Genomic DNA, 14,106 nt, shown 5'->3' with positions numbered 1-14,106 from the left:
ATGAACGCCGTACCGACCTCCGCACCCACCGCCGTACCGGATAGCCCTGCCTGCCTGCTGCAGGTCGACAACGTGACCCTGCAATACAAGACCCGCGAACAGCTGATCACCGCGACGCACCAGGTGTCCTTCGCGGTCCGCGAATACGACCGCTTCATCCTGCTCGGCCCCTCGGGCTGCGGCAAATCCAGCCTGCTCAAGAGCGTCGCGGGCTTTCTCGAACCGGCGGCGGGCCACATCCGCCTCCAGGGCCAGGACGTCCGCGAACCCGGTCCGGATCGCATGATGGTGTTCCAGGAATTCGACCAGTTGATGCCTTGGAAGACCGTACTCGGCAATATCCTCTTCCCGCTCCAGGAAACCCGCCGCTTCCCCGCCGGCGAATTGCGCGACCGCGCCCGGGCCGCCGCGGTCAAGGTGGGCCTGGAGAAATTCGTCGATGCCTATCCGCACCAGCTCTCCGGTGGCATGAAGCAACGCGTGGCCATCGCCCGCGCCCTGGCCATGGAGCCGGCCATCCTGCTGATGGACGAACCCTTCGCCGCCCTCGACGCCCTCACCCGGCGGCGCATGCAGGAGGAACTGCTCGGGCTCTGGGAGCAGTCGCCCTTCACCCTGATGTTCGTCACCCACTCCATCGAGGAGGCCATCCTGCTCGGCTCGCGCATCTTGGTGCTCAGCCCTCATCCCGGCCAGGTCCGTGCCGAGCTCGATGCCAGCCAGTACGGCTTCCGTCAGCAGGGCGCCGCCGGCTTCACCGCCTTCCACAATCGCATCAGCCAGATGCTGTTCGGCCCCAACGCCAGCGAGACCGCCCATGACTAAGCCCGCCGTCATCCTGCAACCGCGCCCGGACCTCGAATACACCCCCGTCGCCCCCGGCCAGGTCGGCGACATCGCCCGGCGCCTGGGCCTGGCCGAGCGCCTGTTCGCCCAGGCCGGCGTGCGCCGCACACTGGTGCTGATCGCCCTGGCGCTGATCTGGGAGGTCTATGCCCGCTATCTGGACAACCCGCTGATGTTCCCGACCTTCAGCGACACCGTCGTCGCGCTGTGGACCGATCTGGTCAATGGCGCCCTGCCCCTCGCCGTGCTCAGCTCGCTCAAGGTACTGATGGTGAGCTATGGCCTGGCCATCGCCCTGGCGATGCTGCTCACCACCCTGGCCGTGTCCACCCGGGTGGGCACCGATATCCTCGCCACCCTCACCGCCATGTTCAATCCGCTGCCGGCCATCGCCATCCTGCCGCTGGCCATGCTCTGGTTCGGCCTCGGCGTGCAGAGTCTGATGCTGGTCATCGTCCACTCGGTGCTCTGGGCGGTGGCGCTCAACACCTACTCGGGCTTCCTCTCGGTCAGCCAGACCCAACGCATGGCCGGGCGCAACTATGGGCTGCGCGGCATCCGCCTGGTAGCTAAGGTGCTGATCCCGGCGGCGGTTCCCTCGATCCTCGCCGGCCTGAAGATCGGCTGGGCCTTCGCCTGGCGTACCCTGATCGCCGCCGAGCTGGTGTTCGGCGTCTCCGGCAACTCGGGCGGCCTGGGCTGGTACGTCTTCCAGCACCGCAACGCCCTGGAGACCTCCAACGTCTTCGCCGGCCTGCTGATGGTCATCATCATCGGCCTGGTGGTGGAAGGCCTGGTGTTCCGCAGCATCGAGGTGCTCACGGTCCGTCGCTGGGGCATGCAGAATTGAGCCTTCGCTCAGCGTCCAAAGGAAGCTCCTGGAGCCGTCACCATGGCTGAGGCTCCGGCTTCCCCCCACGCCCCGGTACGCGAGGCCTGGCTGGCCCAGGTCCAGGAACCGATCCTGGAGCCCGAGCTGCCCATCATCGACGCCCATCACCACCTCTGGGACCGACCCGGCCAGCGCTACCTGCTGCCCGAGTACCTGGCGGACACCGGTAGCGGCCATCGCATCCTGGCCTCGGTCTATGTGCAGTGCCGGTCGATGTACGGCGCGGACCGGGCCGCGCCCTTCGACGCTGTGGGGGAAGTGGAATTCGCGGCCGGAATAGCGGCCCAGAGCGCCAGCGGTCTCTATGGCGAGAGCCGGCTCTGCGCCGCCATCGTCGCCGGCGCCGACCTCCGCCAGGGCGAGGGGATCGTCCCGGTTCTGGAAGAAATGCAGGCGCGCAGCGGCGGACGCCTGCGCGGCATCCGCAACGCCACTGCCTGGCATGGCGATCCGCGCCTGGTATCCAATCCGCGACCACCGCCGGCCAAGGTGCTCACGGACGAGCGCTTCCACGAAGGCGTGGCCTGTCTTGCCCGGCATGACCTCTCGCTCGACATCTGGGCGTACCACACCCAGCTCGACGAGGTCCTGGCCCTCGCCCGCAGATTCCCCGACCAGTTGATCGTCCTCGATCATTTCGGCGGCCCGCTTGGCGCCGGACCCTATGCGCACCAACGCCAGGAGGTGTTCCAGACCTGGTCCCTGGCCATCCGGGAACTGGCCAGGTGCAGCAACCTGCGCCTGAAGCTGGGCGGCCTGGGCATGAAGGTCGGCGGCTTCGCCTTCGACGAGAGAGCCACGCCGCCCAGCTCAGCGGAGCTGGCGGACCTGTGGCGGCCCTATGTGCTGACCTGCGTGGAAGCCTTTGGCGCCGAGCGCTGCCTGTTCGAAAGCAACTTTCCCGTGGACAAGGGCATGTTTTCCTACGGGGTGCTCTGGAACGCCTTCAAGCGCCTGACCCAGGGCTGGGACAAGGATGACCGGGCAGCGCTGTTCAGCGGCACGGCCAAGGATACCTACCGCCTATCATCAAATAGCAGATCGGCCGTGGTTACCGCACGATCCTGAGGCTGTCGCGACGGACCTCGCCGGGACTCTGGATCCCCAGCAGCGCCATGTTGCGCGACAGTTCGGTGGCCAGGATGCCGATCGCATGCTTGATGCCCGGCTGGCCGCCCACGGCACCGGCATAGTTCATCGGTCGACCGACGAAGACGAAGGTCGCCCCCAGCGCGAGCGCCATGAGGATGTCACCGCCGCGGCGGAAGCCGCTGTCGATCATCACCGGATAATCCGAACCGACCGCCTTGACCACCTGCGGCAGGATGGCGAGGGGCGCGACACTGCCATCCAGCTGGCGTCCGCCGTGGTTGGAAACGATGATGCCCTCCACGCCGACCTCCCGGGCGCGCACGGCATCCGCCGGATCGAGGATGCCCTTGACCACCAGGGTGCCCGGCCAGTGGCGGCGGATCAGCGCCAGATGCCGCCAGCTCAAATGATCGCGGGCGCCGAAATCGCGCATCACATTGGCCGACACGATGGGCGCGCCACGGCCGACGCCGGAATTCTCGAAGTGCGGCATGCCCCGCCGGAGCAGGGTGCGCAAGGCGGTACCCAGCAGCCAGCGCGGGTGGGTGATACCCTCCCAGGCCAGGTGCAAATCCGGCTTCAACGGCGTGGAAAAGCGTGCGCGAATCAGATTCTCCCGATTGGCCGACACCGGTACGTCGGCGGTGACCACCAGCGTCTTGAAACCGGCGCGCTGCACCCGCTCGAGGAGAGCGAGGATCCTGGCGTCTTCGCCCGGCACATAGGCCTGGAACCAGGCGCCTGGATTTTCCTGCACCACCGCCTCCATCGGCAGCAGGGAGGAGCCGCTCATGATCGCCGGAATATTGGCCTCCCTGGCCGCCCGGGTCTGGATGAGGTCACCCTCGAAGGCGGTGAGGGCGCTGATGCCCATGGGCGCGATGCCGAAGGGCGCGCTGTAGCGCTGCCCCAGGAGCGTCGTTTCGAGGCTGCGCGCCGAGGTATCGGTGAAGACGCGCGGGACCCAGGCATAGCGATCGAATCCCGAGCGGTTCCCGTGCAGCGACTTTTCCTCTTCCGCGCCACCGCTGACGTAGGCGAACAGCGGCTTGGGCAGGTGGCGGCGAGCGGCCGCCTCGAAATCATCGAGGGACAGAATCGCCTGCAGGCGTCGGGGTATCCGGTAGCCGCCGCTGCCCTTGGGCAGGGTGTGGGACGCCAAGGGATAGTCTTGCAGTCTGCTCGTCTGGTTCATGCCGCTGGCCTGGTCGTTTTGGCCATCTTAGGCACCCGACCCGCCAAGAAAAGTTATTCTTCGTCGATCCAAAAACAAGAAAAACTCATGAAGATCGAAGCCTTCCTGACCTTGCAGGCGGCAGTGGAGCGCGGCTCCTTCGCCGCCGCCGCGGAGGCGGTGAACCTGACCCCCAGCGCTGTCAGCCTGCAGATCAAGCAGCTCGAGGCCTACTTCGGCCAGTCACTGTTCGATCGCTCGGGTCGGGCGGTGCAAGCCACGGGGTTCGCCCGACAATTGATCGACACCATGGCCCGGCCGTTGGCCGATCTCGAGAAGTTGCGCAATCAGCGCGCCCAGCCGCTGACCGGTCGCGTCCGTCTCGGGGTGACGGGTTCGGTCCTGACCACCCTGCTCCCCAAGGCGGTCGCCGAACTGCAGCAACGCGCTCCCGGCATCACCCTGCAACTGGAGCGGCACAATACGCCCGAATTGATCGCCGCCCTGAAAGCGGATCGTCTGGATGCCGCCATCCTGATCAGACCACCAGGCGGCGGCTCGGCCCGGCTGCATTGGCATGACCTGCTCCGCGAGCCGCTGGTACTGGTGGTGCCAGCGCAGCTCGCACCCCTGGAGCCCGAGGCGTATCTGCGGCGCTATCCCTGGATCAGGCTGGATCGCAAGCTGGTGGTCGGTCGCCTGGCGGCGCGCTTCGTCGATGGCCTGGTGCCCCAGTGCGAGGCCCTGCTCGATGTCCCCAGCGCCGACGCCATCGTCGCCATGGTCGGCCTGGGTCTGGGCGTCTCGGTGCTGCCGCGACTGCGCCCGGAACACCTGGGGCCCTATGAGATAAGGGAGGTCTCCCTCGGCACCGCCGCGCCCACGCGCCAACTCGCCATGGCGCGCCGCAAGCAGGACTCCGAAAGCGCCTTGCTCGACACCATCGCCCAGGCCTTCGACGTCGCCTGTCGCTAGCACGCCGAGGGGGCGGCGAGCTCAGCCCGTCGCCCCCTCCCCGCTCAGGCCTCTTCCTCCTGGAAGGCCTCTTCCCGCTTCCGGCGAAACGCCGGCAACACCATCATCACCAGCAGGATGGCCGAGGCGGCGAACAGGGTGGCGCTGATCGGCCGCTGGACGAGCACGGACGGATCCCCCTGGGAAATCAGCAGGGCGCGTCTCAGGTTGGTCTCCAGCAAGGGGCCGAGGACGAAACCCAGCAGCAGCGGACCCGGCTCGCACTTGGCCTTGCGGAACAGATAGCCCAGCAGCCCGAAGATGATCACCAGGGCGACATCGAAGCCGCGGTTGTTGACGCTGTACACCCCGACGCAGCAGAACAGCAGGATGGCCGGGAACAGCAGCCGATACGGCACCTGCAGCAATCGCACCCAGACGCCGATGAGCGGCAGGTTGATGACCAGCAGCATCAGGTTGCCGATCCACATGCTGGCGATCAGGCCCCAGAACAGCGCGGGCTGGTTGGTGATCACCGAAGGCCCGGGAGTGATGCCGTGGATCATCATGGCGCCGAGCATCATGGCCATGATCGAGTTGGACGGGATGCCCAGGGTCAGCAGCGGGATGAAGGACGACTGGGCGCCGGCGTTGTTGGCCGACTCCGGCGCGGCGACGCCTTCCACCATCCCGGTGCCGAATTGCTCCGGCGTCTTGGAAACCTTCTTTTCCAGCGAATAGGCGCTGAAGGCGCTCAGGGTCGCACCGCCGCCCGGCAGGACGCCGAGGAAGGTCCCCAACGCCGTGCCCCTCAGGGTAGCCGGCCAGGCCCTGCGGAAGTCCTCGCGGGTGGGCCACAGCCGGGTGATCTTGCCGGCCAGGGTGCCGCGGGCTTCGCGGGATTCGAGGTTGACGGCGATCTCGGCGATGCCGAACAGGCCCACCGCGATCACCACGAAGTCGATGCCGTCGTAGAGATCGGTGGAACCGAAGGTCAGGCGCGTGGTGCCGCTGCTGACATCCATGCCCACCATGCCGAGCAGCAGTCCCAGGCAGACCATGCCGACCGCCTTGATCACCGATCCGCTGGCCAGGATGGTCGCCGCCAGCAGGCCGAAGACGGTGAGCGCCACGTATTCCGCCGGCCCGAAGGACAGGGCGAAGCGCGACAGCACCGGGCCGGCCACCGCCAGGGCCACGGTGGCGACGGTCCCGGCGAAGAAGGACGCCAGGGCGGCGGTGGCAAGCGCTGCTCCCGCCCGCCCCCGCTTGGCCATGGCATGGCCGTCCAGCGCCGTGACCACCGCCGAGGCCTCGCCCGGCAGATTGACCAGGATCGCCGTGGTCGAGCCACCGTACTGGGCCCCGTAGAAGATGCCCGCCAGCATGATCAGGGCCGCTAAGGGTGGCAGGAAATAGGTGATCGGCAGCAGGATCGCCACCGTCGCCGTGGGCCCGATGCCGGGCAGCACGCCGATCAGGGTTCCGAGCAGGGCGCCGATCAGGCAGAACGCCAGGTTGGTCGGGCTCATGGCTTCGGAGAAGCCCAGGTAGAGCGCGTCGAAGATCTCCATCAGAAAGGCCCCACACGCATTTGGACATCCAGTCCATAGATGAAGACCAGCACGCCGAACAGGGTCAGCACCACGCTGGAGATCAGCACCTCGCGCAGCCGCCACTCGCGGTCGGCCATGCTGCCGAAGATCACCAGCCCGGCCGCCGCGACGATGAAGCCGGCATACTCGGCCGCCAGGGCGAAGCCGCCGACGGAAGCCAACAGGATCAATAAAGGCCTGAGCTGTACGGCGCCGATGGATTCCGCGTGCTGCCACAGGCCCAGCAGACCGATGACGACGCCGAGGATGATCACCAGCGAGCCGACCAACACCGGCAGATAGCCCGGCCCCATCATGGCCGCGCTGCCGAACGGCAGATCCTTCGACGACCAGAGCACCAGCGCCCCCAGGCCGATGAAGATGGCACTGGCGAGCAGGTCGGGGCGGCTACCGCGCGCCGCGCGTGTCACTGCACCCATGGCGAGACGCTCCACAGCTTCTGGTAACCCGCGAGCTGCGCCGGCATCTGGGCGGCCCAATCCTCGCCGGACAGATAGGCCAGCGGCAGCGACAGGTCCCCGGCCTGCTTGACGAAGGCCGGATCCTCGATGACCTCTTTCACCGCCTGCGCCATCCGCTGCTCGATGGCCTCGGGCACCCCGGACGGGGCGGCGATGCCCCGTTCGGAGGTCATGACCAGGTCGACGCCCTGCTCCCTGGCAGTGGGTAGATTGGGCTGCTGCGGCATACGCTCGGCGGAGAATTGCGCCAGCACGCGGAAGTCGTCGTCCGCGTTCATCTCGCTGATGTTCTGCCCGGCCGCGCTGATATGGCCGCCCATCAGCGCCGTGCGCGACTCGGACGCGCCGCTGAAGGGCACGTGGGTGAGCTTGATGTCGGTCAGCTGCTGCAGCTCCACCATCATCAGGTGGTCATCCGTCCCCACGCCGGAGGTACCGACCGAGAACTTGCCGGGCGCTGCCTTGGCGGCCGCGGTGAAGTCGGCCAGGGTCTTGTAGGAGGAATCCTTGGGGACCGCCAGCACGGTGGGGTCGTCGACGATGCGTGCCACCGGGCGAATCTTCGCCGGGTCGTAGCCGACCTTGCGCTGGACCCGGGTACTGAGGAAGCCGGGGGTATTGATGAAGGCGAAGGTGTAGCCATCGGGTTTCGCCTTGCTCAGCATGGTGTAGGCGATCTCGCCCGCCGCGCCGGGGCGGTTGACGATGACGATCTTCGCGCCCAGGCGCTTCTCCAGATAGGGCTGCATCGCACGCGCCATGACATCGGTGCTGCCACCGGGGGCATAGGCGACCAGGAATTCGATCGGCCGGTCTTCCGGCCAGGCGGCCTGCGCACTGAAGGAGCTGAGGGACAGCGCCAGGAAAGAGGCAAGCACAGCACTCGCGGTCTTGGTCATGGATAGCTCTCTATTGTTTTTGTTGGATTTGACGTGGCCAGGCGTCACGCGCGGCAGCGGCGTCCAGGGCGACGCTGCCGGCGTTGACTGATCACGGAATAGCGTTTCCGGCCGCAAGGAAGATCTCTCGGCCGGCACCCGTTGAAGCAAGATAATGGAATGCCATTTCGTAAACGAGACAGGGCATTGGCTACGCTGCTGAAAATTCGTAACCAAAAAAGTCCTATCAAGCTTTTTACGGCCTAACGATCAGCGTGAGCCAGGCTCCTGAAGCCGCCAAAAAATATTATTTGAAATGACATTTCTTTTTCAAAGGATCGCTCATGACTTCCCACAGCTTCACTCGCTAGCCCGGAACGCCCTTCCCACTTCAAAAAGGAATACAGGACCCATGATGAGGGCCGCCGGCCTGGTCATTCGTTGCCTGGAAACGAGGGTGGAATACCTCTTCGGCATTCCCGGGGGAGAAAGCCTGGACTACTTCGAGAACGACCGGCTCCTGCGCCAGGAGATCCAGGAACGCAGCGCGGCGATCTGAGCGGCGGCGCAAGCAAAGCAATGCTCTGACGGCATGATCGGGGCATTGGTGGACGCTCACCTCGGGGCGGGTGGGCCATTGCCATTGAAATGTCTAGCTATCAATAAAGGTGGATAGCAGCGCCTGGACAGCTGACCGGTGTGAGTGACTCACTAGGCGCACACCGGGCGCTCGCGGATAATGGGGCGATAGCTGCCCTTTAGGAACACTCGCTTGAACACCAACCGTCCTCGCCCAGGCGTTTCCGGCGTTGCCTCTGCTGATCGCGTCTTGACCGTTCTCACCGCCTTTCGCATCGGCGATGCCGCCCTGAGTCTCGCCGAGCTGGCCAATCGCACCGGTCTGATCAAGAGCACCATCATGCGCCTGGTGGTGTCCCTGGAAAAATACGGCCTGGTGACCCGGCTCGCCGATGGCAACTATATCCTGGCCAGCGAGGTCGTGCGCCTCAATGCCGTCTACCAGGACTCCCACGATGTCGGCCGCCACATCATGCCGCGGCTGCATCAGCTCACCGAAGAGAGTGGCGAAACCGCCTCCTTCTATGTACGACACGGCGCCTACCGACTCTGTCAGTACCGGGTGAATTCCCCGCATCGCCTGCGTCTGCACCTCCAACCCGGCGACATGCGTCCCATGGACCAGGCGGCCGGTGCCCAGGCCCTGCAGACGCCCTACGCGGTGGCCAAGGCGGGGATCATCCCCTTCTACTCCTGCGGTGCCACCGATCCGCACGCCTCTTCCGTCGCCCTGCCCATCTATGACGCCCAGGAAGAGCTGCTGGGTGCTCTGGTGATCTCGGGGCCGGCCAATCGCCTCAGCCTGGAACGCGCCCAGACCCTGTACGAGGTCCTGCGCGAAGCCGCGGATGAACTCACCCGCAGCCTGGGCGGCAAGCCCCTGTACGGCACGGATCAGGCGAAGCGCAAGCCACGCAAGGATGAGTGATCGGGCATAAGGGCCGGCGGCCCCTGGCGCCAGTCTCCGCCGCCCTCGCGTAACGCCCCTCTCCCACGGAAGAGGCTGGGATGAGGGATGTCGTCAGCCCCCCTTGTAGGGCTTCCCTACGCTCAACCGCAACCTACGAACGTCGCGCAGTGGCACTGAACGCTCCTTCTCCCTCTGGGAGAGGGCTGGGGTGAGGGATGTCGTCAGCCACTCACCCCCTTGTGGGGCTTCGCTACGCTCAACCGCAACCTACGAAAATCGCGCAGTGGCACTGAACGCCCCCTCTCCCTCTGGGAGAGGGCTGGGGTGAGGGCAACCCCAGCCGCCGAATTACGCCCTGATCAACAGCGGCGCCGTTCCCCGGTAGCAGGCGTCCAGCCGCTCGGCGCGATGGGTCAGGACGCTGCGCTGGTTGAGCGAGCCCTTGTCGGTGATCTCGCCGCGGTCGGCGGATGGTGGCTCTTCCTGCAGGGCGATCCATTCCAGGCGGCTGGCGTTGCCCGAGGCCTCGCGATTGAGGCGCCCCAGCCAGGCGGCGAACCAGTCCTGCACGGGGGCGCTGGCCAGCACCGTGGCGGCATCGACCCCATCGTCCAGCCCGGCCAGTTGTCGGCAGTCCGCCAGGCGCGGAAAGACCAGCAGCCCCAGGCACTCGCGATCCGGCGCCGCCACCACCACGTCCTGCACCAGCGGCGTCCCCTCCAGCACCGCGCGATTGCGCAGGGGACCGACGCTGACGAAGACCCCGGACGAGAGCTTGAAGTCCTCGGCGATGCGACCGTCGAACATCAGGCCCAGTTGCGGATTGGCCGGATCGACCAGCTTGAGCGCATCGCCCGAGCAGTAGAAGCCTTCCTCGTCGAAGCAGGCGGTGGTCTGGGCGGCATCGCGCCAGTAGCCGGGCATGATGTGCGGACCGCGGAAGCGCCCTTCCAGCTTGCCGTCCACCGGTACCAGCTTGAGTTCGCAGCCCGGTGCCGGCACCCCGACATAGCCGGCCACCGACAGCGGGCCGGTGGTGAAGGTGCAACTGGGCGAGGCCTCGGTCATGCCCAGGCCGGCCATCATGCGGATGCGTTCGCCGCAGTGGGCCTCGGCGATGCGATCCAGGCGATCCCAGACGCTTTGCGACAGCCCCGCCGCGGCAAAGAAGAACAGTCGCATGCGGGCGAAGAAGCGCTCGCGCAACCTGGCGTCGCGCTCCAGGGCATTGGCCAGTTCTTCCCAGCCGCGCGGCACCGTGAGGTAGGCGGTGGGCGACACCTCCTGCAGGTTGCGCAAGGTCTCGCCAAAGCCCTGGGGCGTCGGCTTGCCCTCGTCCAGGTAGAAGGTGCCACCGTTGTAGAGCACGATCCCCAGGTTGTGGCTGCCGCCGAAGGTGTGGTTCCAGGGCAGCCAGTCCACCAGCACCGGCGGCTCTTCGCCGAACACCGGAAAGGTCTGCAACAGCATCTGCTGGTTGGCGCAGAGCATGCGCTGGGTGGTGGTCACCGCCTTGGGCAGCTTGGTGGAACCGGAAGTGAAGAGAAACTTGGCGATGCTGTCCGGCCCGGTGGCGGCGAAGGCGCGCTCGGCGGCGGCCAGCTCACCGCGGGCGAGCAGCGCCGCGAAGGCCAGGGTGCTGCGACCCTGCACCTGGCCGCGGGTCGCGATCACCGGTACGTCGGCGGGCAGTACGGCATCCAGCGCCTTCTGGAAGGCCGGGCCGTCGCTGACGAACACCAGCCCCGGCTGCAGCAGACCGCAGACATGGCGCAGCTTGGCGTGGTCCTGGGACAGCAGCGCATAGCCGGGTGACACCGGGCAGAAGGGAATGCCGGCATAGAGCGCCGCCATGGCCAGCTGCAGGTGCTCGGGGTCGTTGCCGGAGAGAATCGCCAGCGGACGCTCGGCGCAGAGGCCGAACTCCAGCAGCGCGGCGGCCAGCTGGCGCACCCGCTGCAGCATCTCGCCATAGGAAAATTCGCGCCAGGCGCCGCCGGCCTCCCGTGCGGCGAAGAAGGTGCGGTCCGGTGCCACCGCGGCCCAGTGCAGCAGGCGATCCAGCAGCCGCGGCGGCGGTGGGGTCAGGGCTTCCTGGGAGGCCATGTAGAGCAGTCCCCCGCGCTCTTCCACCGTGACCCCGGGGTGGCCCAGGGTCACCGGGCGATAGCGCAGCGGCTGATCGGCGGGCGCGCGGGTTTGCGTGACGTGACTCACCTTGAATTCTCCTCTGGGCTGGCGCCCGGAGGCGCCTCTTATTGTTGTTGCAACAGGAGCTAGGGACTGCGGACGCTAGATCGGGTAGTGACGTGGCCCCGTCTGCAGCGTCACCCAGCGCAACTGGGTGAAGTGGTCGATGGAGGCGCGCGAACCGAAGCTGCCGTAGCCGCTGGACTTGACGCCGCCGAAGGGCATCTGCGCCTCGTCGTGCACCGTGGGGCCATTGATGTGGCAGATGCCGCTCTCCACCCGCTGGGCCAGCGCCAGGGCGCTGGTGGTGTCGCGGCTGAAGATGGCGGACGAGAGACCGAATTCGGAATCGTTGGCCAGGCGCAGCAGGGCTTCGTCGCCCTCGGCACGGATCACCACCGCGACCGGTCCGAAGGATTCCTCGGCATAGAGCTGCATCTCGGCGGTGACGCCATCCAGCAGGGTCGGCTGGAGGATGCTGCCGTCGAGCTGGCCACCACAGACCAGCCGGGCGCCCTTGCCCACGGCGTCGTCGATCATGGCCTTGATGCGGGTGCCGGCGCTGGCGTCGATCAACGAGCCCAGCACCGAGTCGGCTGCACTGGGATCACCCGCCTTGAGGGTGCGCACCTTGGCCGCCAGGCGCTCGACGAAGGCGTCGGCGATGCGGCTGTCGACCAGCAGGCGCTCGGTGGACATACAGATCTGCCCCTGGTTGAAGTAGGCGCCAAAGGCTGCCGCGGCGACCGCGGCATCCAGGTCGGCGTCTTCCAGCACCAGCAGCGGCGCCTTGCCGCCCAGTTCCAGCACGGCGGGCTTCAGATGGCGCGCCGACAGCTCGCCAACGATGCGACCGACCCGGGTGGAGCCGGTGAAGTTGACCCGCCGCACCGCCGGGTTGGCGATCAGCCGTTCGACGATGGCCGGGGCATCCTCCGGGGCGTTGGTGACGACGTTGACCACGCCGTCGCCCAGCCCGGCGTCCTGCAGCACCTGGCCGATCAGCCGGTGCACGCCCGGACTCTGTTCGGAGGCCTTGAGCACCACGGTGTTGCCGCAGGCCAGCGGCATGGCCAGGGCGCGGGTCCCCAGGATCACCGGCGCGTTCCAGGGCGCGATACCCAGCACCACGCCACAGGGCTGGCGCAAGGCCATGGCGAAGCTGCCGGGAACGTCGGAAGGGATGACTTCGCCCTGGATCTGGGTGGTCATGGCCGCCGCCTCGCGCAGCATGTTGGCGGCCAGGTGGACGTTGAAGCCGTACCAGTTGGCCATGGCTCCGGTCTCCCCGGCCAGGGCGACGAATTCGCCACTGCGCGCCGCCAGGCCATCGGCTGCCGCCAGCAAACGGCGGCGGCGCTCGCCCGGCGGCAACGCGGCCCAGGCGGGAAAGGCGGCCTGGGCCGCGGCCACCGCGGCGTCGGCATCGTCCAGGGTGGCGGCGGCCACCGTGGAGACCACCGCGCCAGTCACCGGATGGCAACGCTGATAGCTGCGACCGTCGCCGGCCGGGCGGCTGGCGCCGCCGATGAGCAGGGATACCTCGACCATGACGCTACCTCTTGTTGTTGTATGTGGGGCGGTGGCGATCTAGCGCTTGTAGGTCTGCAGACCGGGCTTGATGCTCTTGTCGTCGAGGAATTGCTTCATCCCCTGCTCCCGCCCGCCTTCCGGATCCTGCAGGCGCGACTGGTCGAGCTTGGCATAGAGGTAGTCCTCGTTCTGCTCCCAGGTCAGTTCGCGGCAGCGCTTGAAGCCGACCTTGGCGGCACGCAGCACCACCGGATTCTTGTCCAGCAGCTCGCGGGCCAGGGCGGTGGTCACCTCGCGCAACTGGTCGCGCGGCACGCTCTGGTTGACCAGGCCCATGGCCGCGGCCTCGGGACCACTGAAGGTCTTGCCGGTCATCACATAGTAGAGGGCGGTGCGATGGCCCACGGTATCGGCCAGGGCCTTGCTCACCAGGTTGCCCGGCGGGATGCCCCAGTTGATCTCGGACAGGCCGAAGGTGGCCTCGTTGGCGGTAATGGCCAGGTCGCAGGCCACCAGCGGACTGAAGCCGCCGCCAAAGCACCAGCCGTTGACCATGGCGATGGTCGGCTTGGCGTACATGCGCAACAGCTTCCACTGCCACTGGGAGGCTTCGCGGCGAATCTTTTCCTGGAGGATCTCGGGGCCGGCATCGGTCTCGCGGAAGTATTCCTTGAGGTCCATGCCCGCGGTCCAGGCCTCGCCGGCACCGGTCAGCACCAGCACGCCGGCACTGGCGTCCTGCTCCAGGGTCTCCAGCACCTCGACCATCTCGCGGTTGAGGGTGGGGCTCATGGCATTGCGTTTTTCCGGACGATTGAGCGTCACCCAGGCGATACCGTCCTCGATGTCCACTTTGACCGTCTGCCAGCGTCCGTCGTAACTGCCCATGGCGTGTGCCTCTTGTTGTTGGGTGGGTATGGCACTGAAGCTACGCCAGGGAATTAGTTAAGTCAATTAACTATTTTTGGCAAAACGATGATC

13 protein-coding genes are annotated in these 14,106 nt (G+C 66.9%); 6 read left to right on the top strand and 7 right to left on the bottom strand.

Features of this window, described 5'->3' with window-relative positions; genetic code table 11:
* The 3 genes from PSEK12I1_RS0120585 to PSEK12I1_RS0120575 are packed head-to-tail and all read left to right on the top strand — an operon-like array spanning position 1 to position 2,806.
* Positions 1-825 (top strand): ABC transporter ATP-binding protein, encoded by an 825-nt coding sequence (locus PSEK12I1_RS0120585; protein WP_027596827.1) that lies wholly within the window; start codon positions 1-3, stop codon positions 823-825.
* The gene (locus PSEK12I1_RS0120580) at positions 818-1,696 is read left to right on the top strand and encodes an ABC transporter permease (RefSeq protein WP_027602768.1); all 879 of its coding nucleotides are present in this window, start codon (positions 818-820) and stop codon (positions 1,694-1,696) included. Before PSEK12I1_RS0120585 ends, PSEK12I1_RS0120580 begins: the two co-directional genes overlap by 8 nt.
* A 42-nt stretch (positions 1,697-1,738) precedes the next feature.
* On the top strand, positions 1,739-2,806 hold the full coding sequence (locus PSEK12I1_RS0120575; protein ID WP_027602767.1) for an amidohydrolase: 1,068 nt from the start codon (positions 1,739-1,741) through the stop codon (positions 2,804-2,806).
* On the opposite strand, the gene PSEK12I1_RS0120570 is transcribed toward PSEK12I1_RS0120575, so the two are convergent.
* Positions 2,790-3,992: an alpha-hydroxy acid oxidase gene (locus tag PSEK12I1_RS0120570; RefSeq protein ID WP_231500968.1), complete on the bottom strand. Its 1,203-nt coding sequence runs from the start codon at positions 3,990-3,992 to the stop codon at positions 2,790-2,792. The two genes, PSEK12I1_RS0120575 and PSEK12I1_RS0120570, sit on opposite strands and share 17 nt — an antisense overlap.
* Before the next feature lie 120 nt (positions 3,993-4,112).
* On the opposite strand from PSEK12I1_RS0120570, the gene PSEK12I1_RS0120565 reads away from it, so the two are divergent.
* Positions 4,113-4,979, top strand: a complete 867-nt coding sequence (locus PSEK12I1_RS0120565) for a LysR family transcriptional regulator (RefSeq protein WP_027602765.1) — start codon at positions 4,113-4,115, stop codon at positions 4,977-4,979.
* A 44-nt stretch (positions 4,980-5,023) separates the two neighbouring features.
* Here the strand turns inward: PSEK12I1_RS0120565 and PSEK12I1_RS0120560 are convergent, their stop codons facing one another.
* The 3 genes from PSEK12I1_RS0120560 to PSEK12I1_RS0120550 are packed head-to-tail and all read right to left on the bottom strand — an operon-like array spanning position 5,024 to position 7,934.
* Positions 5,024-6,532 (bottom strand): tripartite tricarboxylate transporter permease, encoded by a 1,509-nt coding sequence (locus PSEK12I1_RS0120560; RefSeq protein WP_027596832.1) that lies wholly within the window; start codon positions 6,530-6,532, stop codon positions 5,024-5,026.
* On the bottom strand, positions 6,532-6,993 hold the full coding sequence (locus tag PSEK12I1_RS0120555; RefSeq protein ID WP_027596833.1) for a tripartite tricarboxylate transporter TctB family protein: 462 nt from the start codon (positions 6,991-6,993) through the stop codon (positions 6,532-6,534). The genes PSEK12I1_RS0120560 and PSEK12I1_RS0120555 overlap by 1 nt, the downstream gene beginning before the upstream one ends.
* Positions 6,981-7,934 carry a tripartite tricarboxylate transporter substrate binding protein gene (locus PSEK12I1_RS0120550; protein ID WP_051399074.1) on the bottom strand — a complete coding sequence of 318 codons (954 nt, stop codon included), beginning with the start codon at positions 7,932-7,934 and terminating at the stop codon, positions 6,981-6,983. Before PSEK12I1_RS0120550 ends, PSEK12I1_RS0120555 begins: the two co-directional genes overlap by 13 nt.
* Before the next feature lie 391 nt (positions 7,935-8,325).
* On the opposite strand from PSEK12I1_RS0120550, the gene PSEK12I1_RS24680 reads away from it, so the two are divergent.
* Together PSEK12I1_RS24680 and PSEK12I1_RS24005 are read left to right on the top strand one after the other, a co-directional pair.
* Positions 8,326-8,472, top strand: coding sequence for a hypothetical protein (locus tag PSEK12I1_RS24680; protein WP_155951349.1), 147 nt, complete (start codon positions 8,326-8,328; stop codon positions 8,470-8,472).
* Positions 8,473-8,685: 213 nt separating this feature from the next.
* The gene (locus tag PSEK12I1_RS24005) at positions 8,686-9,420 is read left to right on the top strand and encodes an IclR family transcriptional regulator (protein ID WP_037007228.1); all 735 of its coding nucleotides are present in this window, start codon (positions 8,686-8,688) and stop codon (positions 9,418-9,420) included.
* Between the two features lie 330 nt (positions 9,421-9,750).
* Here the strand turns inward: PSEK12I1_RS24005 and PSEK12I1_RS0120530 are convergent, their stop codons facing one another.
* The 3 genes from PSEK12I1_RS0120530 to PSEK12I1_RS0120520 form a co-directional block, all read right to left on the bottom strand.
* Positions 9,751-11,619, bottom strand: coding sequence for a feruloyl-CoA synthase (locus PSEK12I1_RS0120530; RefSeq protein ID WP_027602763.1), 1,869 nt, complete (start codon positions 11,617-11,619; stop codon positions 9,751-9,753).
* Positions 11,620-11,694: 75 nt separating this feature from the next.
* Positions 11,695-13,143: an aldehyde dehydrogenase gene (locus PSEK12I1_RS0120525; RefSeq protein ID WP_027602762.1), complete on the bottom strand. Its 1,449-nt coding sequence runs from the start codon at positions 13,141-13,143 to the stop codon at positions 11,695-11,697.
* Positions 13,144-13,182: 39 nt separating this feature from the next.
* Positions 13,183-14,013 (bottom strand): p-hydroxycinnamoyl CoA hydratase/lyase, encoded by an 831-nt coding sequence (locus PSEK12I1_RS0120520; protein WP_027602761.1) that lies wholly within the window; start codon positions 14,011-14,013, stop codon positions 13,183-13,185.
* Between the last annotated feature and the right edge of the window lie 93 nt (positions 14,014-14,106).

Source organism: Pseudomonas sp. MOIL14HWK12:I1, from assembly GCF_000510705.1.
Taxonomy (GTDB): Bacteria; Pseudomonadota; Gammaproteobacteria; order Pseudomonadales; family Pseudomonadaceae; genus Chryseomonas; species Chryseomonas oryzihabitans.
The sequence above is the reverse complement of the archived record's forward strand: the minus strand, read 5'-3'. Positions and strand labels throughout refer to the sequence as shown.